Raw genomic sequence first — 20,808 nt, forward strand, 5'->3', positions numbered from 1 at the left:
GTCGGTACATGGAATTCCGACACCTGGGCCGTTCCGGCCTGATGGTCAGCGAGATCTCGTACGGCAACTGGATCACCCACGGTTCGCAGGTCGAGGAGGACGCCGCGTTCGCGTGCGTCCGGGCCGCTCTCGACGCGGGGATCACCACCTTCGACACCGCCGACGTGTACGCCGGCACCCGGGCCGAGGACGTGCTCGGCAGGGCGTTGCAGAACGAGCGCCGCGAAGGCCTGGAGATCTTCACCAAGGTCTACTGGCCGACCGGGCCGGGCCGTAACGACCGTGGCCTGTCCCGCAAGCACATCATGGAGTCGATCAACGGCTCGCTGCGCCGGCTGCGCACCGACTACGTGGACCTCTACCAGGCCCACCGCTACGACAACAGCACCCCGCTGGAAGAGACGATGGAGGCATTCGCCGACGTCGTCCACGCCGGCAAGGCGCACTACATCGGCGTCTCCGAGTGGACCGCCGCGCAGCTGCGCGCCGCCCACCCGCTCGCCCGGGAGCTGCACATCCCGCTGGTCTCCAACCAACCGCAGTATTCGCTGCTCTGGCGGGTCATCGAGGCCGAGGTCGTGCCGGCCAGCGAGGAGCTGGGCATCGGGCAGATCGTCTGGTCGCCGATGGCGCAGGGCGTGCTCTCCGGCAAGTACCTGCCGGGGCAACCGCCGCCGGCCGGCTCCCGCGCCACCGACGAGAAGTCGGGTGCGGGCTTCATCTCCCGGTTCATGAACGACGACGTGCTCACCCGGGTCCAGCAGCTCAAGCCCCTCGCCGAGCAGGCCGGGCTCAGCATGGCCCAGCTCGCCGTGGCGTGGGTGTTGCAGAACCCGAACGTCTCGTCGGCGATCATCGGCGCGTCCCGCCCGGAGCAGGTGCACGACAACGTGAAGGCGGCCGGGGTGAAGCTCGACGCCGAGCTGCTCAAGGCGATCGACGAGATCGTCGAGCCGGTCATCGAGCGGGACCCGGCGAAGACCGAGTCCCCCGCGCAGCGCCCGTAGCGCTCAACCCCCGACCTCGTCGATCTAGGGCATATCGCTGCCAATGGAGATCAACAAGCGGCGATAAGCCCTAGATCGACGGGGCGTTGGGGTGGCGGGAGGGGGACGCGGGCGGGGGCGCGGGCGGGGGCGCGGGCGGGGGCGGGGGCGGGGGCGGGGGTTAGCTCTGCCAGAAGCGGATTAGGTCTAGGCCGGTGGCGTAGAGCCACGAGGGCAGGCCGAGCACGTCACCGACCGCGAAGACCCCGTCGAAGAACCAGCCACCGACTCGCGGATTCCAGAGCAGCGCGAAGAGCAGAATGAAGCCGTACGGGGCGAACAGGTCGTACATCTTGCGCCACTGCGGGTTGAGCCACGGCTGAATCATGTTGCCGCCGTCCAGGCCCGGCACCGGCAGCAGGTTCAGCACACTCGCGGTGAGCTGCAGGAAGGCGAGCAGCGCCACCCCGGCCCAGAACTCCACCGGGCCACCCGACTGGGTGCCGATCCGCACCGCCGCCACCAACACCAGCGTGAACAACACGTTGGTCGCCGGGCCGGCGAGGCTGACCAGGGTGTGCCGAAGTCGGCCCGGGATGGCGTGCCGGTCCACCCAGACCGCGCCGCCGGGCAGGCCGATGCCGCCGAGCAGCACCACCACCACCGGCAGCACGATCGACAGCAGCGGGTGGGTGTATTTCAACGGGTTGAGCGTCAGGTAGCCGCGGTGGGCGATGTCCCGGTCGCCGGCCCGGTAGGCCACCACCGCGTGGGCGTACTCGTGCAGGCAGAGCGACACCAGCCAGCCGGACACCACGAACAGGAACACGTTGAACCGGGCGTTGCCGTAACCGTTCCAGGCCAGCACCCCGCTGACCGCGAAGAGGGCGACCAGGCCGAGGAAGACCGGGCTGGGCCGGAACGCCGCCTTGGGTACGCCGAGGACCAGCCCGTCGGCGCCCGGCCGGTCGTAGGCCATCACTCGGCCGTGGGCAGCAGGCTCATCCGGTACTCCACCCGGTCGTCCTCCACGAGCGCGACCGAGGTGATGCCGGACGCCGCGAGCTCCCGCCAGGACTGACCGATCCAGGATTCGGCGTCGGCCTGGCTGCCGAACGACTCCGCCGGTCCCTCGACCGTCTGACCGTCCGTGCCCTCGTACCGCCAGCTCCACGCCATGCCGCGTCTCCCCTCGCCGCTGAAGTCCCCGTGGGACGAACCCTCGCCAGCGTAGTCGGCCCGGCGCGTAACGGCCGCTCGCTCGCCCCCGGAGGGGCCCACGGGTGGATCAATCCGTTGGTGCCGGCCGGTACGGTGGCTCGGTGCTGACTCGGGGAGTACTGCTCGGCGACCGCTATCGGCTGGGCGAGCGGGTGGCGACGGGCGGGATGGGCGCGGTCTGGCGCGGCACGGACGTGCTGCTGGAACGCGAGGTCGCCGTGAAGGTGCTGCTGCCGTCGCTGGTCGCCGACCCCGAGTTCACCGCCCGGTTCCGGGCCGAGGCGCGGATGCTTGCCGCGCTGCGGCATCCCGGCGTGGTCCCGGTGCACGACGTGGGGCAGGCCGCGCTCGCCGACGGCAGCCAGGTCGACTACCTGGTGATGGAGTACGTCGAGGGCGAGCCGTTGTCCGCCCGGGTGCGCGCGGCGGGGCGGCTGGATCCGGCCACCGCCATGTCGGTGCTGGCCCAGGCCGCGGACGCGCTGCACACCGCCCACCTCGCCGGCATCGTGCACCGGGACGTGAAGCCGGGCAACCTGCTGGTCAAGGCGGACGGCAGTGTGGTGTTGGTCGACTTCGGCATCGCCCGGTCCCGCACCATGGCCGGGCTCACCGCCGCGAACATGGTGCTCGGCACCGCGTCGTACATGTCCCCCGAGCAGGCCACCGGGCAGCCGGTGTCGGCCGCCACCGACGTCTACGCGCTCGGCGCGGTGGCGTATTTCTGTCTCGCCGGTCAGCCGCCCTTCCACGGCGACAACCCCCTTGCGGTGGCGCTGCGGCACGCCCAGGAGGAGCCGGCGCCACTGCCGCAGGACACCCCACCTGCGATCGCCGCCGTGGTCGCCCGCGCGCTGGCCAAGCGTCCGGCTGACCGGTTCGGCAGTGCCGCTGAGCTGGCCGCTGCCGCCGCCGATGCCCGCGACTCGACCCTCGCGAGCATCCCGGCCTCCGCCCGCCCACCGTGGGCGATGGCCGCCCCCACCCCCGGGACGCCCTCGGCCCTTCCGGCCACCCCGGCCGCTACGCCGCCCGCCCCGACCTCCGCGCCGCCGGCCGCACCGACGCCCTCGGCCGGACCGAGGCCGACCGGGCAGCCCGCGCCGATCGGGGCCGCCGCCGTGCGCGCGTCGGCCGGATTCGCGGCCTCGCCGATGACCGGGCCGGGGTCGACCCGGAAGGACGTGTTCCGGGAGGGGTCGTCCGGCCGACGCCGGCGACTGCTGGTCGGGGCCGGCGCGGTCGCTCTCGTGGCGCTGATCGCCGTGGCCGTGGCGGCTCTGCGGCCCGGCCGGGAGCCGGGTGGGACGGACCGTCCACCGGCTCTGGCCGGCGAATCGGCGGCGGCCCCGGACGACGTCGCGCTGGACGCCGGCGATGCGAGCACCTCGGGCCCCCGCCCAGCGGTATCCCGGGGGCCAGCCGCACCGCGTCCGCCGCGCCGACCGGCTCCGGCGGCCGGACCGACGCGCCGACCGACGACCCGGACCCACGTACCACGACGCCGGGCAGCACACCGACCGGGAAGGCCAGCAGCCGACCGACGCCCACCGGAAGCACGGCCGGCCGGCCCAACCCGTACACGGCGGCGCAGGCGTGCGGCAGCGGCTACCAGGTGATCGACTCGGCGACGCTGACCGGCGGTGACGGCCACCGCAGGGGCCGGGTCTTCCTGATGTACCACTCGGGTACCGGCAACAACTGCGTGGTCACCCTCAAGGACGCCGCGGTCGGCACGAAGTCGGCGGCGTCGGCGTACCTGGAGGTGCAGGGGCGGGCCCGCAGCACCGACAGCGGGTCCTTCGACTACTACGCCGGGCCGGTGCGGGTCAGCGCCGCCGGGGCGTGCGTGAAGTGGGGCGGCGGAACCGGCGGGGTCAGTTACGGCAGCGGATTCGAACACTGCGACTGAACGACGACGAGCACCGGGCCGGCAGGCACCGCAACCCCGGGCGGCCTTAAGGTACGGGCATGTCCGTAGACGGGTGGAACACGGTCCTGGTGCTCGGCGGTATCCGGTCCGGCAAGTCCGAGTTCGCCGAGTCCCTGGTCACCGACGCGCCGGTGGTCCGCTATATCGCCACCGCGCCGGAAGGCGACCCGGAGGACACCGAGTGGGCGACCCGGCTGGCGGCGCACCGCGCCCGGCGGCCCGGCAGCTGGACCACCGAGGAGACCGCCGCGGAGCCACGCCGGCTGGCCGACGTGCTCGAGTCCGCCGAGCCCAACGAGACGCTGCTCGTGGACGACCTGGGCGGCTGGGTCACGGTGCTGCTCGACCCGGATCACCAGCCCGCCGACGACCTGGCGACGATCGCCGAGCTGGCCGAGGCGATTCGCACCTGCTCGGCGCGGGTGGTGCTGGTGAGCCCCGAGGTGGGGCTGTCGCTGGTGCCGACCACTCCGCTGGGCCGGGCGTTCACCGACGCGCTGGGCGCGGCCAACCGCGCGGTCGCCGACGCCTGCGACGCGGTGGCGCTGGTGGTCGCCGGTCAGCCGGTCTGGCTGAAGCCGGTCGCCACCGCGACCGAGCCGGCGGCCCCCGCGACCGCTACCGCGACCGCACGGGCCGGAGCGAGCCTGGCCGACGCCGAGCCCACCCCCGAGGTGCAGCTACCCGACGTGCTGACCCACACGCCGCCGGCCATCCCGAACCAGGAGCCCGGCAACCCCTGGGCCGCGCCGACCATGGCACTGCCGATGGTGGCCACCGGGCTGGTCATCCAGCCGGGCATGGAGCTGCCGATGCCCGACGAGTACGCGGGCCCGCAGGCCGTGGACCGACTGGCCACGCTCGACATACCGGGCGCCGGGCTGGGCGTGCTGGACCGGGTGGTCGGCTTCGCCGCCACCACCCAGGGCACCTCGACCCCCCAGGCCTGGGGTTCGGTGCGGGTGCTGCTGCTGCACGGCGACCACGCCGGCGGAGCGTCGGCCGGCACCGTCGCCGGTGAGTCGGCACGCCGGGCCGCGCAGGCCCGCGCCGGCCGGGGCGTGTTGGCGCGGCTGGCCGCCGAGAGTGGCGCCAGCCTGCAGGTGGTGGACACTCCGGCTGCCGCGCCGATGGAGGACCAGCCGGCGCTCTCGCTCAAGCAGGTGGAGTCCGCGCTGCGCTACGGCTGGAGGCTGGCCGAGCAGGCCGCCGACGCCGGCGTACAACTGCTGGTGCTGGGGGCGTGCGGAGCCGGCACCGAGGCGGCGGCCGCGGCGGTGCTCGCGGCGACCGCGGGCGCCGAGCCGCCCGCCGTGCTGGGCCGGGTGATCTCCGACTCCGGCGAAATCGACGACGCGGCGTGGATGATCCGCTGCGCGGCGGTACGCGATGCCCTGCACCGCACCCGCCGCTCGTCGCGCGGCGCGAAGGACATCCTGGCCGAGTTGGGCGGCGGCGACGTGGCGGTGGCCACCGGTGTGCTGCTCGGCGCCACCGCCCGCCGGTTGCCGGTGCTGCTCGACGGACCGGTCGGGGTGGCCGCCGGCATGGTCAGCCGCGACCTGGCCGGGCAGGCACGGCACTGGTGCCTGCTCGCCGACCACGGCGGGCACCCGGCGGTGCGGCTCGCCGCCGACGTGCTCGGTCTCACCCCGCTGCTCGACCTGCGGCTGGATCTCGGCGAGGGCGCGAACGCGCTGGCCGCGCTCCCGCTGCTGCGCTCGGTGCTGGCGCTGGCCGCGGCGCTGCCGGTCCACCCGTCGCTCGGCGGCGACGAGGACCCGGACCCGGCCGCCGACGAACCGGAGTCCACCGACCCGAGTTACGCCGACCCAGATTTCGCCGACCCAGATTTCGCTGAGCCCGACTTCGCCGAGCCCGAGCCGGCCGGGCCGGGTCCGGCCAGCACCGGCGGGGACGAGCAGCCGGCCTCGGGCTGGCGTGTCGGCTGAGTCACGGTTCCTCGCGGGAACCCGGCTGGCGGTCACCACGTTCACCACGCTGCCGGTACGCGCCGGACGCATCGACCGCCCGGTTGCCGGCACCGCGATGGCACTCGCCCCGGTGGTCGGCGCCCTACTCGGCACCCTGCTGGCCGGTGTGCTGCTGCTGGCCGGCGCGTTCGCTCCCCCGCTGGTGGCGGCCGGCGTGACGGTCGGCGCCGCCGCGCTGTGCACCCGAGGGCTGCACCTGGACGGGCTGGCCGACACCGTGGACGCGCTCGGCTCGTACCGGCGGGGTGCTGCCGCTCTGGAGATCATGAAGAAGCCGGACGTCGGCCCGTTCGGGGTGGTCGCTTTGGTGGTCGTACTCCTGGTGCAGGCGGCGGCGCTCGCCGACCTGGCGGGGCGGTCCTGGCCGGCGTGTCTCGCGGCGGTGGTCGCGGCAACCGCCGCCGGACGGTTCGGCGTCACGGTGGCCTGCCGGCGGGGAGTGCCGGCGGCCCGGCCGGACGGTCTCGGCGCGCTGGTGGCCGGCACGGTCGGCCCGGTGGCACTGGCCGCGGGCGCGGTCGCCGTCGCGCTGCTGGCGGTGCCCGCGGTGCCGGGCCGCCCGTGGCAGGGGCCGCTGGCCGTCGCCGTCGCGCTCGCCGTCGCGCTACCGCTGCTCACCCATGTGGTACGCCGGCTCGGCGGGATAACCGGGGACGTCCTCGGCGCGACCGTCGAGGTGGTCACCACGCTGGTCTACCTGGGTCTGGTGCTGTCCGGCTGAACCGGGCGCGGCGGGCCGGGTAGCGTTCGGCTCGACAGCACCGGCGCGGCCACCGGGGGAACCCAGCATGCTCATCACGGACGACTTCCTGCCCGTACCGGTGCCGGAGTCGCTCAGCGCGACCTACCTGGTGCCGATGACGGGGCTGCCGAAGGTCAGCGCGAAGACCGCGGTGGCGGCCCTGACCGGTCGGCTGGCGGAGCCGGTGCACGGGCTGGCCCGGCAGATGCTGGACAGCCCGCTGATGAGCGTCGACACCCGGTCGATCACCGAGTTCCCCGAGCTGCCGCCGGACCTGCTCACCGCGTTCGGCGCCACCGAGGAGCAGTTGGCCCGGCTGGCGGCGGCGACCCACCTGGTGGTGGTGCAGGCCGAGTACCGGCCCGGCTGGCCGCCCGCGCACGAGTGGGCGGCCCGAGCGGTCGCGGCTGCCGTGGCGGAATCCGTCGACAGCGACGTGGTGGACGTCTTCGGCCTGCAGTTCCTCGATCCGGCGACCGCGCTGCGCTCACTCCCCGACGAGCAGGGCCGCATCCGGCTGGTCGACTGGGTGCTGGTGCCGTACTCCTCGGACACCGAGGGGCTGTGGTTCACCACCAAGGGGCTGCGCCGCTTCGGGCTGCTGGAGTTGCAGACCCAGGGGGTGCCCGACCACCTCACCCGCGCCTGGGGTGCGGTGATGACCGGGGCGGCACGGCGGCTGCTGCGGGACTGGACCGACGGGCTCACCGGCGAGGAGGTGCCGGCGTTCGTGCAGCTGCCGGTGCTGGCCACGGTCACCGGGCACGACATCGCGGTGGCGTACGGCAACCCGGAACAGCACGGCGCCACCGCCCCGGTGCTGCTGCGCCTGGAACTGGACCCGGCGACCGACCCGGAGGCCGACTCGTTCCTCAGCCTGCGCCCGCCGGCCGGGCACCCCGGTCCCGACGGGCGGTACTACGCAGCCGCCTGCGCGACCCTGTTCTCCGGGATCCAGCCGGACGTGCGCTACGCCCGCTCCGGCGACGCGATGAGCCAGGCGGTCGCCACCGCCCGAGCGGCGCTGGATGACGCGCGGGTCCGGTTCGTCGCCGGCCACCTCCCCGCGGAGTCGCAGCTGGTGGTCAAGTACGGCCTGCCCGGCGACGACGGCCCGGAGTACGTCTGGGCGGGCGTCACCTCGTGGGAGGCCCCGGAGCGGATCATCGGCGTGAGCGCCAGCGACGCCGCCACCGACGCGACGGTCCGGATCGGCGCCCCGGTCGTGGTGGCACCGTCCGACGTGGTCGACTGGGCGGTCCTGGACGCCACCGGCGTCATCGAGGGCGGCTGGACCCAAGCCGTCCTAGATTCCGGCGAACCCCCCACCCCAACCCCCTAACCCCCAACCCCACCCCCTCCCCCGCCGCCCCCGTTGCCGCCGCCCCCGTTGATCATGAAGTTATTGCCATGACACGCCGACGGCCGTGGCGATAACTTCATGATCAACGCAGGGGTGGGGTCGGGGGCCGGGGGCCGGGGGCGGGGTGGGTGGGGGCCGGAGGGCGGGGTTACTTCACTGAGGGGTTTACGAACGGGGGTTTCGTGAGCTGGAGGGGGGCTCGGCGTCCGCGGATGTCGATCTCGACCACGTCGCCGTCGGCCAGCTTCGCGTCGGTGTCGAGCAGGGCCAGCGCCACGCCCTGCTTGCGGGTCGGTGAGAAGGTGCCGCTGGTCACCGTGCCTACCTGGGCGTCGCCGACGTGCAGGGTCATCCCGGGCCGCGGAATGGCCCGGTCGACGGCCACCAGGCCGCGCAGCGTACGCCGGGGGCCGGCGGCCTTCTCGGCGAGCAGCGCGTCGCGGCCCCAGAAGGCCGGCTTGTCCCAGCCGACCGCCCAGCCGGAACGGGCCTGCACCGGGCTGATGTCCAGGGAGAGGTCCTGCCCGTGCAGCGGGTAACCCATCTCGGTGCGCAGCGTGTCCCGGGCGGCCAGCCCGCAGGCCCGCAGCTCGAACGCCGCACCGGCGGCGAAGAGCGCGTCCCAGACGGTCACCGCGTGCTCCGCCGGCACCACCAGCTCGTAGCCCAGCTCGCCGGTGTAGCCGGTACGGCAGACGGTCAGCTCCACCCCGCTCAGGCTCGCGGCGGAGAAGCTCATGTAGCCGTGCTCGGTGGGCAGGTCGAGGGCGGTCAGCAACTCGGCCGAGCGCGGGCCCTGCACGGCCAGCACGGCGTACGCCTCGTGCTCGTCGGTGACGGTGACCTGCGCGGGCGCGGCGGCGCGCAACCGGCGCACCACCTCGGCGGTGTTCGCCGCGTTCGGGATGAGGAACACGTGGTCGTCGGCGTACAGGTAGGCGATGATGTCGTCCACCACACCGCCGGTGGCGTCGTCGCAGCAGAGCGTGTACTGCGCCCGGCCCGGGCCGATCCGGCCCAGGTCGTTGCTGAGGCAGGCGTTGACGAAGTCGGCCGCGCCGGGGCCACTCACCCGGGCCTTGCCCAGGTGCGACACGTCGAAGACCCCGACCGCGGTACGCACCGCGGTGTGCTCCTTGAGCACACCGCCGCCGGCGTACTCCAGCGGCATCTCCCAGCCCCCGAAGGGGGCGAACTTGGCGCCGGCGGCGATGTGCCGCTCGTGCAGCGGGGAACGGCGCAGCCGGGTCGCGGCAGCGTCGGAGGTCACTTCGGTCATGGGTGGCAACTTACCGGGGGCAACCTTGCTGGTTAGCATCGGCGGGAGCCCGTTGGCGCCGTCGGCGGGACAGCCATGACGTCCGGCGGGTAGGTTCCGCCGGAGACCTTCACCGCTGGTACGCGACGCCGCGACCGGCCCGGCCCGCCCGGAGTAGCTTCAGTGACTTCACCCCGCACCACCAACCTGAGCCTGGTCGACACCGACCCGGCCGAGCTCGCCGTCGACGCGATCGTGATCGGCGTGCACAGTCAGACCGGAGAGCAGGGCGCCACCAGCGGCCTCGCCGGCACCTTGCTGCTCGCCAGCGGCGCGGAGAGCATCGCCGTCGCGTTCGACGGCAAGCTGACCGAGACCCTGGCGCTGCTCGGCGCGACCGGTGCGCCGGGTGAGGTCATCAAGCTGGCCACGCTGGGCACCGTGACCGCCCCGCTGGTCGCCGCTGTCGGGCTCGGCCCGGAGCCGTCGGGCGCTGCCCCGGCGCCGGAGACGCTGCGCCGGGCCGCCGGTGCGGCGATCCGGGCTCTGGCGGGCGCGCCGAAGGTCGCGCTGGCCATGCCGCTGCCGGACGACGCGGACTCGTCGGCCGCGCTGCGCGCGGTCGCCGAGGGTGCGCTGCTCGGCGGGTACCGGTTCGCCGGCTACAAGACCCGCCCCCAGCCGACCCGGCGGGAGCCGGTGACCGAGGTGCTCATCGCGGTGCCGGACGCCGCCGACGCGGGCGCCCAGTCGGAGGTCACCCGGGCGCAGGTCGTGGCGGGCGCGGTCCGGCTCAGCCGGGACTGGGTGAACACCGCGCCGAACGAGCTGCGTCCGCCGTCGTTCGCCGACGCGGTCGCCGGTGCTGCCCGTGACGCGGGCCTCGGCGTCGAGGTGCTGGACGAGGCGGCGCTGGCCGCCGGTGGGTACGGCGGCATCGTCGCGGTCGGGCAGGGTTCGGAGGCCCCGCCGCGGCTGGTGAAGCTCACCTACACCCCGCAGGGCGGCGGCAACGGCAAGCGGGTCGCGCTGGTCGGCAAGGGGATCACCTTCGACACCGGCGGCATCTCGATCAAGCCTGCGCAGGGCATGTGGGAGATGAAGTCCGACATGGCGGGCGCCGCAGCGGTGGGCGCAGCCATGCTGGCGATCGCCGCGCTGAAGCCGACGGTGGCGGTCAGCGCCTACCTGCCGATGGCGGAGAACATGCCGTCGGGCACCAGCTACCGGCCGGGTGACGTGATCACCATGTTCAACGGCAAGCGGGTCGAGGTGCTCAACACCGACGCCGAGGGCCGGATGATCCTGGGTGACGCCATCGCCCGCGCCTGCGAGGACGGCACCGACTACCTGTTCGAGACCTCCACCCTGACCGGCGGCCAGGTAATCGCGCTGGGCAAGCGCGTGGCCGGCGTGATGGGCACTCCGGAGCTGTGCGACCGGGTGCAGGTGGCCGGCAACGCGGTCGGCGAGCCGGCGTGGCCGATGCCGCTGCCGGACGACGTCCGTAAGGGCATGGAGTCCGATGTGGCGGACATCTCGCAGGTCAACGCCGGGATGGACCGGGCCGGTCACATGCTGCAGGGCGGGGTGTTCCTGCGCGAGTTCGTGACCGACGACGTCGCCTGGGCGCACATCGACATCGCGGGGCCGGGTTACCACTCCGGCGAGCCGACCGGCTACTGGACCAAGGGCGGCACCGGCGTCCCGGTCCGCACCCTGGTGCAGTTGGTCGAGGACGTCGCCGCCAACGGCTGACGGACGTGCGGAGGGCCCCGGCGTTGACGCCGGGGCCCCTCCTTGTGTCTCAGTGCCGCTCGGGTCGACGCTTGCGGCGCTCGTTGAAGTCGCGCATCCGCTGCGGGTAGCCCATCAGCCGGACGTCGTACACCGGGATGCCCATCCGGTACGCGAAGCGTCGGGCGCCGTCCGGGCCGTCGATGCGTCGGCGGGTCCACTCCCCGTCGTCGGCGATCAGGATGACCGTGGTCTCCGTGACCGTCGTCCGGGGCTCGATGTACGCCTCGACGCCGCGCCGGCTCCGGATGAAGTTCTCCAGATGGTCCAGGTCGCCCCGATCGGCCGCACGGTCATGGCTCGGCACAGCCGCCTGTTTGCGGCGCCGGAACAACCCCACCGGACCTCTCCCCCATGCTCCGTCATCGACAACGGTGCCAAGGGTACGTGTCGATGACGTGTCGTTGGGCACCTCAGTACGCAGCCTGTGCCCAGTGGTGACAAGATGACCGAGGTGGGGTGTGTCCCTGTTACACCTCTGTGACCCCCGATGCAGCGACGCGACCTGGGAGTTGGACGTGAGCGAGCCGAACGAAGCGACCTTCGACATCGTCATTCTCGGAGGTGGCAGCGGCGGCTACGCGACGGCCCTGCGCGCCGCCCAGTTGGACCTCTCCGTCGCGCTGATCGAGAAGGGCAAGCTCGGCGGGACCTGCCTGCACAACGGCTGCATCCCGACGAAGGCTCTGCTGCACGCGGCCGAGATCGCCGACCAGGCCCGCGAGTCGGAGCAGTTCGGTGTGAAGGCCGAGCTGATCGGCATCGACATGGCCGGGGTCAACTCGTACAAGGACGGCGTGGTCTCCCGCCTGTACAAGGGTCTGCAGGGCCTGGTGGGCGGCTCGAAGAACATCACCTTCGTCGCGGGCGCCGGCAAGCTGGTCGACAAGAACGTCGTCGAGGTGGCCGGCAAGCGCTACACCGGGCGCAACGTGGTCCTGGCCTCCGGCTCGTACGCGAAGAGCCTGCCCGGCCTGGAGGTCGATGGCGAGCGGATCATCACCAGCGACCACGCGCTCACGATGGACCGGGTGCCGTCGTCGGTGATCGTGCTGGGTGGCGGCGTGATCGGCGTCGAGTTCGCCAGTGTGTGGAAGTCCTTCGGTGTGGACGTGACGATCGTCGAGGCGCTGCCTCGGCTGGTCGCCGCCGAGGACGAGGAGTCGTCGAAGGCGCTGGAGCGGGCGTTCCGCAAGCGGAAGATCAACTTCAAGGTCGGCAAGCCGTTCGAGAAGGTCGAGAAGACCGAGAGCGGAGTCAAGCTCACCATCCAGGGCGGCGACACCGTCGAGGCCGAGCTGCTGCTCGTCGCCGTCGGCCGCGGCCCGAACACCGCCAACCTCGGGTACGAGGAGCAGGGCGTCAAGATGGACCGCGGCTACGTGCTGACCGACGAGCGGCTGCGCACCAGCGTGCCGAACGTCTACGCGGTCGGCGACATCGTGCCCGGCCTCCAGCTCGCACACCGGGGCTTCCAGCAGGGCATCTTCGTCGCCGAGGAGATCGCCGGCCAGACCCCCGCCGTGATCGACGAGGTTGGCATCCCGCGGGTCACCTACTGCGACCCGGAGCTGGCGTCGGTGGGTCTCACCGAGGCGAAGGCCAAGGAGCAGTACGGCGCCGACAAGGTCCAGTCGTACAACTACCCGCTCGGTGGTAACGGCAAGAGCCAGATCCTCAAGACCACCGGCTTCGTGAAGCTGGTCCGAGTGGCCGACGGCCCGGTGGTCGGCGTACACATGGTCGGCGCCCGGGTGGGTGAGCTGATTGGTGAGGCGCAGCTCATCTACAACTGGGAGGCCTACCCGGCGGAGGTCGCCCAGCTCGTGCACGCCCACCCCACCCAGAACGAGGCCCTGGGCGAGGCGCACCTGGCCCTCGCCGGTAAGCCGCTGCACTCGCACGCCTGATCATCCAACCGCGGCGTCCGGCGACGGGCGAAGATCCCACCAGGGGAATGAAGGAGTCTCAGAAAATGCCGGTATCGGTCACCATGCCCCGGCTCGGCGAGAGCGTCACCGAGGGCACCGTCACTCGCTGGCTCAAGCAGGAGGGCGACACGGTCGAGGTCGACGAGCCGCTGCTCGAGGTCTCGACCGACAAGGTCGACACCGAGATCCCGTCGCCTGCGGCGGGCGTGCTGAGCCGGATCGTCGTCGGTGAGGACGAGACTGCCGAGGTCGGCAGCGAGCTGGCCGTCATCTCCGGTGAGGGCGAGTCGACCGGCGGTGGCGAGGCCGCCCCGCAGGAGCAGGCTCCGGCCGAGTCGGTCGAGCCGGCCGCGGAGCCGACGGCCGCCGCCGAGGGCACCGCCGACCAGGTGGCCCAGGACGAGGCCCCGGCCGAGGCACCGGCTCCGGCCGCCGCCTCGTCGGGCGAGGGCACCCCGGTGAAGATGCCGGCCCTGGGTGAGAGCGTCACCGAGGGTACGGTCACTCGCTGGCTCAAGCAGGTCGGCGAGACCATCGAGGTCGACGAGCCGCTGCTGGAGGTGTCCACCGACAAGGTGGACACCGAGATCCCGTCGCCGGTCGCCGGCACTGTGCTGGAGATCAAGGTCGCCGAGGACGAGACCGCCGCGGTCGGCGCCGACCTGGCGATCATCGGCGTTGCCGGCGCTGCCCCCGCCCAGGCGAAGCCCGAGCCGAAGCCCGAGCCCCAGGCGGAGGCCAAGCCGGCGCCCAAGGCCGAGCCGAAGCCGGAGCCGAAGGTCGAGGAGCCGACGCCGGGCATGTCGTACAACGAGCCGGCCGCGGAGACCGAGAGCTCGTCGCAGCCGGTGAAGACCGAGCAGGCCTCGCAGCCGGCCGCGCCGGCCTCGACGCCGCCGCGCCCGTCCGCCCCGGCCCAGGGTGGCGGCGAGGAAGCCGCCGGTTACGTGACCCCGCTGGTGCGCAAGCTGGCCAGTGAGCACGGCGTCGACCTGTCCTCGCTCAACGGCACCGGCGTTGGTGGCCGGATCCGCAAGCAGGACGTCCTCGACGCGGCCGAGAAGGCGAAGGCGGCCAAGGCCGCACCGGCTCCGGCGGCCGCTCCCGCCGCCACGGCGGCCCCGGCCACGCCGGCCGCCAAGCCGCAGCCGAGCGGCAAGCGGGGCACCACCGAGAAGCTGCCCCGCATCCGCAAGGCCATCGCCAAGCGGTTGCACGAGTCGCTGCACGAGATGGCGCAGCTGACCACGGTGGTCGAGGTGGACGTCACCAGGATTGCCAAGCTGCGGGCCCAGGCGAAGGATTCGTTCCTGCAGCGGCACGGCGTGAAGCTGTCCTTCCTGCCGTTCTTCGCCCTCGCCGCCATCGAGGCGCTCCAGACGCACCCGATCGTCCAGGCCAGCATGGACCTGGAAGGTGGCACGATCACCTACCCGGCCGCCGAGCACCTGGGCATCGCCGTGGACACCGAGCGGGGTCTGCTGACGCCGGTCATCCACAACGCCGGCGACCTCAACCTCGGCGGCATCGCCAAGCGGGTCGCCGACCTGGCCGAGCGGACCCGGACCAACAAGATCAGCCCGGACGAGCTGGCCGGGGCGACCTTCACGCTGACCAACACGGGCAGCCGGGGCGCGCTCTTCGACACCCCGATCGTGCCGTCGCCCCAGTCGGCGATGCTCGGCACCGGTGCCGTGGTCAAGCGGCCGGTCGTGGTCAACGACCCGGAGCTGGGCGAGGTCGTCGCGGTCCGGTCGATGGTCTACCTGGCCATGTCCTACGACCACCGGCTGATCGACGGCGCCGACGCCGCTCGCTTCCTGACCACGGTCAAGGAGCGGCTGGAGGCCGGCAACTTCGAGTCGGAGCTGGGCCTGGCCTGATCCTGCGCAACGCCGAAGGGCGCCCCGGTCGTCGACCGGGGCGCCCTTCGTTTGCGATCCTCAGCCCTTCAACAGCGCGGTCGAGACCTCCCAGAGTCGCTCGGCGGCCTCCGGGTCCAGCGCGTACTCCGCGACGCCCGTGCGCGCGTCGGGCCGGGCGGGGGCGGCTTCCTGACAGTCCTCGAAGTAGCGCCCGCCCACGCCGTCGAGCAGCGGCGACGCGGCGACCAGCACCGAGGTCGCGGCACCCTGCTCGACGGTCTTCCAGGCCGCCGCGTTGCCCGCGCGTACGCGGTTGAGCTCCTCTTCGCTGACGTAGCGCTGCAGGTTGGTCTGGATCGCGCCGGGCATCAGCGCGTTGGCCGTGATGCCGTCGTCGGCCCAGCGCCGGGTCGCCTCGACCGCGAACAGCACGTTGGCCGTCTTGGACTGCCCGTACGCCTGCCACGGCTCGTACTCCCGGCGGTCGTACTGGATGTCCTCGAAGACCACCGGTGAGCGCAGGTGGGCGGCGGAACTGACTGAGACGATCCGGGCCCCGTCGCCGGCGGCGAGTGCCGGGCGCAGCCCGGTGGCGAGCGCGAAGTGCCCCAGGTGGTTGGTGGCGAACTGCATCTCCCAGCCCTGCGGGGTGCGGGACAGGGGTGCGGCCATGATGCCGGCGTTGTTGACCAGGACGTGCAGCGGGCCGTCCCAGTTGGCGACGAAGTCCGCGACTGAGTCCTGGTCGGCGAGGTCGAGCGGGGCGACCAGGACACGGTCGTTGCCGGTGGTGCCGGTGATGTCGTCGGCGGCCTTCTGGCCGGCGTCGGTGTTACGGACCGCCAGGGTCACCTCCGCACCGGCGCTGGCCAGGGCGCGGGCGGTTTCCACGCCGATGCCGGACGAGCCGCCGGTGACGATGACCCGCCGCCCGACGAGGTCCACGCCCTGGATCACGTCCATGGCCGTGGAGTGATGGGCGAACGAGGTGCTGATCGGGTTGCTCGGCGTCATTGTCCATCCTTGTCCGGGGTGGGGCGGACCGACCGGCCCGCCGCTGGTGGCCGTAGTCCAGGTGTTTTCCCGACCCGGGCCGGAGGTAACGCTGCACACCGCCGCCATCGCCGTTCGAGCCTCCGACCAGCCCGGACACTGCCAGAGTGGGACCGTGGGCGGCTACCGGCGGGGTGGACAACTGGGACCGGCCGTCCCGATCGCTCCCGGCGCCCGGGTGGACAAGTTCGAGGTCTTCTTCGACCTGGTCTTCGTCTTCTCGTTCTTCATCATCACCCGGGCGACCGCCGCGAACATCTCCGGCCGGCAGTTGCTGCACGCCGGCCTGGTGCTCGCCGTGCTCTGGTGGATCTGGGTGGTGCACAGCCTCGTCGCCACCCGGGTACGGCTCGGCGAGGGCTACGTCCCGGTGCTCATGGTGATCGCGATGGCCGCGCTGTTCGCGTTCGCGCTGGCGCTGCCGCAGGCGTTCAGCGACCCGAAGGGGAGCGCCGCCGGCCCGATGCTGGTGGCCGTCAGCTACGTCGTCGTCCGGGCCGTCCACATGATCCTCTATCAGCATGTGGTGCGGGACAGCCCGCAGGAGCGCCGGCAACTGCGGCGGTTCGCCCCGGAGCTGGCGGTGAGCATCGTGCTGCTGCTGGCCGCCGCGCTGATCCCGCCGCAGATCACCGACCCTGACCAGGCCGCCATGGTCCGCGACGGGCTGTGGATCGCCGTGGTGGTGGTGCAGTACGCCACCGGTTTCATCGTCGGCACCTGGGGCTGGGGGGTGACCAGCGCCGAACATTGGACGGAGCGCTACGACCTCATTCTGATCATCGCGCTGGGTGAGTCCGTGATCTCCACGGGCGTGGGCGGCAACCTGCTCGGCAAGCCGGTCACCTGGCCGGCGGTGGCGGCCGCCACGCTCGGCATCGTGGTCACCGCCGCCCTGTGGTGGGCGCACTTCGACTTCATCGGGCCGGCCGCCCGGATCGCCCTGCACGCGGCGGAGGGCGGCCCCCGGGTGGCGATGGCTCGGGATGCGTACGCGTACTGCTACCTGCCGATGATCGCCGGGGTGATCCTCTTCTCCATCGGTAACGAGGAGGTCCTGCACAAGATCACCGACCCGGCCGGCGGGATCACCGAACGGGTCGAGGGCCCGGCCGTGCCGATGCTCTTCGGCGGGTTGATCTGCTATTTCATCGTCAATATGTTGTTCCAGCTGCGGACCCTGCACACCGTCAGCTGGACCCGCGTCGGCGTCATCGTGGTGCTCACGGTGGCCCTCCCGATCGGTCAGCACCTGCCGGCGCTGGGCGCGCTCACCCTCGCGACCGTGATCTGCGTGGGGCTGGTGGCCGTCGAGGTGCTGGTGATGTCGAGTTCCCGGCACGCGCTGCGGGCCGCCGTCTTCGAGGAACGGACCACCCACGAGGCCCACGAGGCCGCCTGGCGTGCGCGCTGGCACAACGTCCCGGAGCCCGACGAGCCGACCACGCCGTGACCCGTCGGGGTAGACTCCGGCGCAGCGTCGCGGTGCACCCGGCACGAAGGCCGCCGTGGGCATGGAGGCGCGGGGACAGCATGGGATAAACGTGCACCCAACCGGTTCACCGGCCGGCCGGCTCGCCGCCGTCGGCAATCAGATGATCGAGATCCACCTCTGGCTCAGCGCGGAACTGGCCCGGCTCAGGGCAAGCCTCGACACCGCGGGCGGCGCCCTCCCGTTCCGCGATCTGCGGGCGCACTGCCTGACCTTCTGCACCGCACTCGGCCGACACCACACCGGCGAGGACGCGGGCGCATTCCGCTTACTCGCCGAGCAGGTGCCCGAGTTGCGCCCGGTCATCGAAAACCTGATCACTGATCACGAGGTGGTGGCGGGGATCCTGGAGCGGGTCGAGGCGCTGCTGGCCGGTGACATGGCGGTGCCACTCGCCCAGGTGCGCGCCGAGCTGGACGGGTTGGCGGCCCTGCTGGAGTCGCACTTCCGCTACGAGGAGAAGCGGCTGGTCACCGCGCTGAACGCGCTCACCGGTCGATCCGGGACGGCCGAGGAACTCCTCGGCCTGACCGCGCCGCCGCACGTCACCGGCTGACGGCCGTCCTGGTTCAGGTGCCGGCCCGGGTGGCCGCCGTGGCCTGCTCGGCCTCCGGCGCCGGGTCGGTACCAGGCAGCCCTTCGTAGAAGCGGATCTTCTCCCGGAGGTGGTCGTACTGGCGCTGGAGCAGGCGCATCTGCTCCTCGACCCGCGCCGCGTGGTGTTGCAACAACTCGCGCCGCTCGTCGCCGGTGTGCTCGCCCTCGCGGGCGAGTTGCGCGTAGCGGCACATGTGGGCAATCGGCATCCCGGTGTCGCGCAGGCAGCGGAAGAGCAGCAGCCAGCTCAGGTCGTCGTCGGTGAAGACCCGCTGCCCGCCCGCCGTGCGGCCCACGTCGGCGAGCAGACCGATCTTCTCGTAGTACCGCAGGGTGTCGAGGCTGAAGCCGCTGCGGCGGGCGGCCTCCGAGGGGGCGTAACCGCTCATGTCCCGAGATGATAGTGCTTGACCTGGAGCGCACTCCAGGTTGGAGGCTGGTCGCCATGACGACGACACGGACGCTGGGACGCAGCGGCATCGAGGTGAGCGCGATCGGGATGGGGTGCTGGGCCATCGGCGGCCCGCTCTGGGGTGACGACGGACAGCCGTTCGGCTGGGGCGAGGTGGACGACGACGAGTCGATTCGCACCATCCACCGGGCGCTCGACCTCGGGGTGAACCTGTTCGACACGGCCAGCAACTACGGTGCCGGGCACAGCGAGCGGATCCTGGGTCGGGCCCTGGCCGGACGGCGGGACAGCGCGGTGATCGCCACCAAGTTCGGCAACGTCAGCGAGGAAACCACCCGGCGGGCACTCGGCACCGACACCAGCCCGGCCTTCGCGGTGCGCAGCCTGGAGGATTCGCTGCGCCGGCTCGACACCGACTACGTCGACCTGTACCAACTGCACCTCAACGCACTGCCGGTGCCCGCCGCGCTCGATCTGGTCGGCACCCTGGAGGACCTGGTCGACCAGGGCAAGATCCGAGCGTACGGCTGGAGCACCGACGACCCGGCCTCGGCGGAGGCGTTCGCGGCTGCCGGCCCGCACTGCGCCGCGATCCAGCACGACGAGTCGGTGCTGCGCGACAACGCGGCGGTGCTGGCGGTCTGCGACAGCCACAACCTGGCCAGCCTCAACCGTGGCCCGCTGGCGATGGGACTGCTCACCGGGTCGACCCGGACGGTTGGCGCGGACGACGTGCGCGGCCGGGCACCGGAGTGGCTGGAGTGGTTCACCGACGGGCGGCCGACGCCGCGCTGGGCGGCCCGCGTCGAACAGGTCCGCAGGGCGCTCACCGAGGACGGGCGCACGCTCGCGCAGGGTGCGCTGGGCTGGTTGCTGGCACGCAGTCCGCGTACCGTGCCGATCCCCGGCCTGCGCACGGTGGCCCAGGCGGAGGAGAACCTGGCCACCCTGTCACTGGGCCCCCTGAGCCCCGAGTCCTACGCCGAGGTCGAGCGCCTCCTAGCAGACCTACGCCCGGCCCACGCGGCCTGACCCCCACCCACTCCCGCCGATCTTGCAGTTGCTGTCCCGACAGAACGGACTTGGCTGGGCAGAACGGCGACACGAAGTGCAAGATCGGCGAGGAGTGGGGTCGGGGCGCGTCCGGGGGCAGCGTTTTGCACGAAGATGGGGGTATGCGGATCCTTCTGGCCGGCGCGTCCGGCTTTCTTGGCACCCGATTGGGCGACCGGCTTGCGGCGGACGGGCACCAGGTCACCCGGCTGGTCCGTCGGCCGCCGCGCAGCCCACAGGAGCGGCAGTGGGACCCGGCCGCCGCCCAGCTCGACCCGGCCGTGGTCGCCGAGGCCGACGCGGTGGTCAACCTGGCCGGTGCGGGCGTCGGCGACAAGCGCTGGAACGACGACTACCGGCGGTTGATTCGCACCAGCCGGGTGGACAGCACCACCACACTGGCGACCACCCTCGCGGGGCTTCCCGCCGCCGACCGACCCCGGGCGCTGCTCAACTCCTCGGCCGTGGGTTGGTACGGCAACACCGGCGACCGGGTGGTCGAGGAGGACGCGCCGGCCGGCGAGGGCTTCCTGGCCGACGTCTGCCGGGTGTGGGAGGCCGCGACCCGACCGGCCGAGGACGCCGGGGTACGCGTGATCCGCCTGCGCACCGGCCTGCCGCTGCACCGCGACGGCGGGCTGCTCAAACCGCAGTTGCTCCCGTTCAAGCTGGGCATCGCGGGCCGGTTGGGCAGCGGCCGGCAGTGGCTGCCCTGGATCTCGATGGTCGACTGGCTGGACGCGATCCGCTTCCTACTGGACCACGACGACATCGCCGGCCCGGTCAACGTGGTGGGGCCGAACCCCGTCACCAACGCCGAGTTCACCCGCGAGTTGGCCCGGCAGCTGCACCGGCCGGCGATCATCCCGATTCCCGCGCTGGCGCTCAAGGTGGCTCTCGGCGGCTTCGCCCACGAGGCCCTCACCAGCACCAGAGTCCTGCCCAACGTCCTAACCCGAGCCAACTACCCCTACCACCACCCGACCCTCCCCGAGGCCCTCCAGGCGGCCCTCAACCCGCGCTGACCCCCGTCGATCATGAAGTTATTGCCACTCGCCCCGGCGTGTCGTGGCAATACCTTCATGATCAACAAGGGTCGGCGCGGGGTGGG

At 72.6% G+C, this 20,808-nt stretch carries 19 protein-coding genes; 13 read left to right on the plus strand and 6 right to left on the minus strand.

From position 1 onward, the window contains the following. Positions 1 to 8 precede the first annotated feature (8 nt). Complete coding sequence (locus PCA76_RS24465) at positions 9 to 1,007, plus strand: aldo/keto reductase family protein (protein WP_272612784.1); 999 nt, start codon at positions 9 to 11, stop codon at positions 1,005 to 1,007. Between the two features lie 160 nt (positions 1,008 to 1,167). Here PCA76_RS24465 and PCA76_RS24470 read toward each other — a convergent pair whose 3' ends face one another. Beyond that, positions 1,168 to 1,965, minus strand: a complete 798-nt coding sequence (locus PCA76_RS24470) for a site-2 protease family protein (protein ID WP_272612785.1) — start codon at positions 1,963 to 1,965, stop codon at positions 1,168 to 1,170. Beyond that, entirely contained in the window at positions 1,965 to 2,165 is a 201-nt protein-coding gene (locus PCA76_RS24475; RefSeq protein ID WP_272612786.1) for a hypothetical protein, read from the minus strand. The genes PCA76_RS24470 and PCA76_RS24475 overlap by 1 nt, the downstream gene beginning before the upstream one ends. A 143-nt stretch (positions 2,166 to 2,308) precedes the next feature. On the opposite strand from PCA76_RS24475, the gene PCA76_RS24480 reads away from it, so the two are divergent. The 5 genes from PCA76_RS24480 (at position 2,309) to PCA76_RS24500 (ending at position 8,218) form a co-directional block, all read left to right on the plus strand. Further along, positions 2,309 to 3,826: a serine/threonine-protein kinase gene (locus PCA76_RS24480; protein ID WP_272612787.1), complete on the plus strand. Its 1,518-nt coding sequence runs from the start codon at positions 2,309 to 2,311 to the stop codon at positions 3,824 to 3,826. Continuing rightward, positions 3,823 to 4,119, plus strand: a complete 297-nt coding sequence (locus PCA76_RS24485; protein ID WP_272612788.1) for a hypothetical protein — start codon at positions 3,823 to 3,825, stop codon at positions 4,117 to 4,119. Before PCA76_RS24480 ends, PCA76_RS24485 begins: the two co-directional genes overlap by 4 nt. Before the next feature lie 59 nt (positions 4,120 to 4,178). Further along, positions 4,179 to 6,092, plus strand: coding sequence for a bifunctional adenosylcobinamide kinase/adenosylcobinamide-phosphate guanylyltransferase (locus tag PCA76_RS24490; protein WP_272612789.1), 1,914 nt, complete (start codon positions 4,179 to 4,181; stop codon positions 6,090 to 6,092). Then, complete coding sequence (locus PCA76_RS24495) at positions 6,082 to 6,855, plus strand: adenosylcobinamide-GDP ribazoletransferase (RefSeq protein WP_272612790.1); 774 nt, start codon at positions 6,082 to 6,084, stop codon at positions 6,853 to 6,855. Before PCA76_RS24490 ends, PCA76_RS24495 begins: the two co-directional genes overlap by 11 nt. A 67-nt stretch (positions 6,856 to 6,922) precedes the next feature. Then, the gene (locus PCA76_RS24500; RefSeq protein ID WP_272612791.1) at positions 6,923 to 8,218 is read left to right on the plus strand and encodes a DUF2314 domain-containing protein; all 1,296 of its coding nucleotides are present in this window, start codon (positions 6,923 to 6,925) and stop codon (positions 8,216 to 8,218) included. Between the two features lie 169 nt (positions 8,219 to 8,387). Here PCA76_RS24500 and gcvT read toward each other — a convergent pair whose 3' ends face one another. Then, positions 8,388 to 9,518: a glycine cleavage system aminomethyltransferase GcvT gene (gene gcvT, locus PCA76_RS24505; RefSeq protein ID WP_272612792.1), complete on the minus strand. Its 1,131-nt coding sequence runs from the start codon at positions 9,516 to 9,518 to the stop codon at positions 8,388 to 8,390. Between the two features lie 162 nt (positions 9,519 to 9,680). On the opposite strand from gcvT, the gene PCA76_RS24510 reads away from it, so the two are divergent. Continuing rightward, the gene (locus PCA76_RS24510; protein ID WP_272612793.1) at positions 9,681 to 11,255 is read left to right on the plus strand and encodes a leucyl aminopeptidase; all 1,575 of its coding nucleotides are present in this window, start codon (positions 9,681 to 9,683) and stop codon (positions 11,253 to 11,255) included. 49 nt (positions 11,256 to 11,304) lie between these two features. Here PCA76_RS24510 and PCA76_RS24515 read toward each other — a convergent pair whose 3' ends face one another. After that, on the minus strand, positions 11,305 to 11,634 hold the full coding sequence (locus tag PCA76_RS24515) for a hypothetical protein (RefSeq protein WP_272612794.1): 330 nt from the start codon (positions 11,632 to 11,634) through the stop codon (positions 11,305 to 11,307). 178 nt (positions 11,635 to 11,812) lie between these two features. Here PCA76_RS24515 and lpdA point away from each other — a divergent pair, with 178 nt between their 5' ends. Beyond that, positions 11,813 to 13,204 (plus strand): dihydrolipoyl dehydrogenase, encoded by a 1,392-nt coding sequence (gene lpdA / locus PCA76_RS24520; protein WP_272612795.1) that lies wholly within the window; start codon positions 11,813 to 11,815, stop codon positions 13,202 to 13,204. Between the two features lie 65 nt (positions 13,205 to 13,269). Next, a complete protein-coding gene (gene sucB, locus PCA76_RS24525; protein WP_272612796.1) occupies positions 13,270 to 15,108 on the plus strand; it encodes a 2-oxoglutarate dehydrogenase, E2 component, dihydrolipoamide succinyltransferase in 1,839 nt (612 codons plus the stop codon). Between the two features lie 60 nt (positions 15,109 to 15,168). Here the strand turns inward: sucB and PCA76_RS24530 are convergent, their stop codons facing one another. Further along, positions 15,169 to 16,104 (minus strand): SDR family NAD(P)-dependent oxidoreductase, encoded by a 936-nt coding sequence (locus tag PCA76_RS24530; protein WP_272612797.1) that lies wholly within the window; start codon positions 16,102 to 16,104, stop codon positions 15,169 to 15,171. Between the two features lie 154 nt (positions 16,105 to 16,258). Here PCA76_RS24530 and PCA76_RS24535 point away from each other — a divergent pair, with 154 nt between their 5' ends. Next, a complete protein-coding gene (locus PCA76_RS24535; protein ID WP_272612798.1) occupies positions 16,259 to 17,596 on the plus strand; it encodes a low temperature requirement protein A in 1,338 nt (445 codons plus the stop codon). Positions 17,597 to 17,687: 91 nt separating this feature from the next. Further along, positions 17,688 to 18,191, plus strand: a complete 504-nt coding sequence (locus PCA76_RS24540) for a hemerythrin domain-containing protein (RefSeq protein WP_272612799.1) — start codon at positions 17,688 to 17,690, stop codon at positions 18,189 to 18,191. Between the two features lie 13 nt (positions 18,192 to 18,204). Here the strand turns inward: PCA76_RS24540 and PCA76_RS24545 are convergent, their stop codons facing one another. Further along, positions 18,205 to 18,621 (minus strand): MerR family transcriptional regulator, encoded by a 417-nt coding sequence (locus PCA76_RS24545; RefSeq protein ID WP_272612800.1) that lies wholly within the window; start codon positions 18,619 to 18,621, stop codon positions 18,205 to 18,207. 56 nt (positions 18,622 to 18,677) lie between these two features. Between PCA76_RS24545 and PCA76_RS24550 the strand changes: the two genes are divergently transcribed. Together PCA76_RS24550 and PCA76_RS24555 are read left to right on the plus strand one after the other, a co-directional pair. Then, complete coding sequence (locus PCA76_RS24550; protein WP_272612801.1) at positions 18,678 to 19,676, plus strand: aldo/keto reductase; 999 nt, start codon at positions 18,678 to 18,680, stop codon at positions 19,674 to 19,676. Between the two features lie 143 nt (positions 19,677 to 19,819). Further along, complete coding sequence (locus tag PCA76_RS24555) at positions 19,820 to 20,722, plus strand: TIGR01777 family oxidoreductase (protein WP_272612802.1); 903 nt, start codon at positions 19,820 to 19,822, stop codon at positions 20,720 to 20,722. The last annotated feature ends 86 nt before the right edge of the window (positions 20,723 to 20,808 follow it).

The sequence above is a fragment of the Micromonospora sp. LH3U1 genome, assembly GCF_028475105.1.
Classification (GTDB): domain Bacteria; phylum Actinomycetota; class Actinomycetes; order Mycobacteriales; family Micromonosporaceae; genus Micromonospora.

Coding starts and splice junctions, on each gene's coding strand:
- PCA76_RS24490 (WP_272612789.1), top strand. CDS start 4,179: ATGTCCGTAGACGGGTGGAACACGGTCCTGGTGCTCGGCGGTATCCGG.
- PCA76_RS24465 (WP_272612784.1), top strand. CDS start 9: ATGGAATTCCGACACCTGGGCCGTTCCGGCCTGATGGTCAGCGAGATC.
- PCA76_RS24530 (WP_272612797.1), bottom strand. CDS start 16,104: ATGACGCCGAGCAACCCGATCAGCACCTCGTTCGCCCATCACTCCACG.
- gcvT (WP_272612792.1), bottom strand. CDS start 9,518: ATGACCGAAGTGACCTCCGACGCTGCCGCGACCCGGCTGCGCCGTTCC.
- PCA76_RS24470 (WP_272612785.1), bottom strand. CDS start 1,965: ATGGCCTACGACCGGCCGGGCGCCGACGGGCTGGTCCTCGGCGTACCC.
- PCA76_RS24475 (WP_272612786.1), bottom strand. CDS start 2,165: ATGGCGTGGAGCTGGCGGTACGAGGGCACGGACGGTCAGACGGTCGAG.
- PCA76_RS24555 (WP_272612802.1), top strand. CDS start 19,820: ATGCGGATCCTTCTGGCCGGCGCGTCCGGCTTTCTTGGCACCCGATTG.
- PCA76_RS24545 (WP_272612800.1), bottom strand. CDS start 18,621: ATGAGCGGTTACGCCCCCTCGGAGGCCGCCCGCCGCAGCGGCTTCAGC.
- sucB (WP_272612796.1), top strand. CDS start 13,270: ATGCCGGTATCGGTCACCATGCCCCGGCTCGGCGAGAGCGTCACCGAG.
- PCA76_RS24550 (WP_272612801.1), top strand. CDS start 18,678: ATGACGACGACACGGACGCTGGGACGCAGCGGCATCGAGGTGAGCGCG.
- PCA76_RS24500 (WP_272612791.1), top strand. CDS start 6,923: ATGCTCATCACGGACGACTTCCTGCCCGTACCGGTGCCGGAGTCGCTC.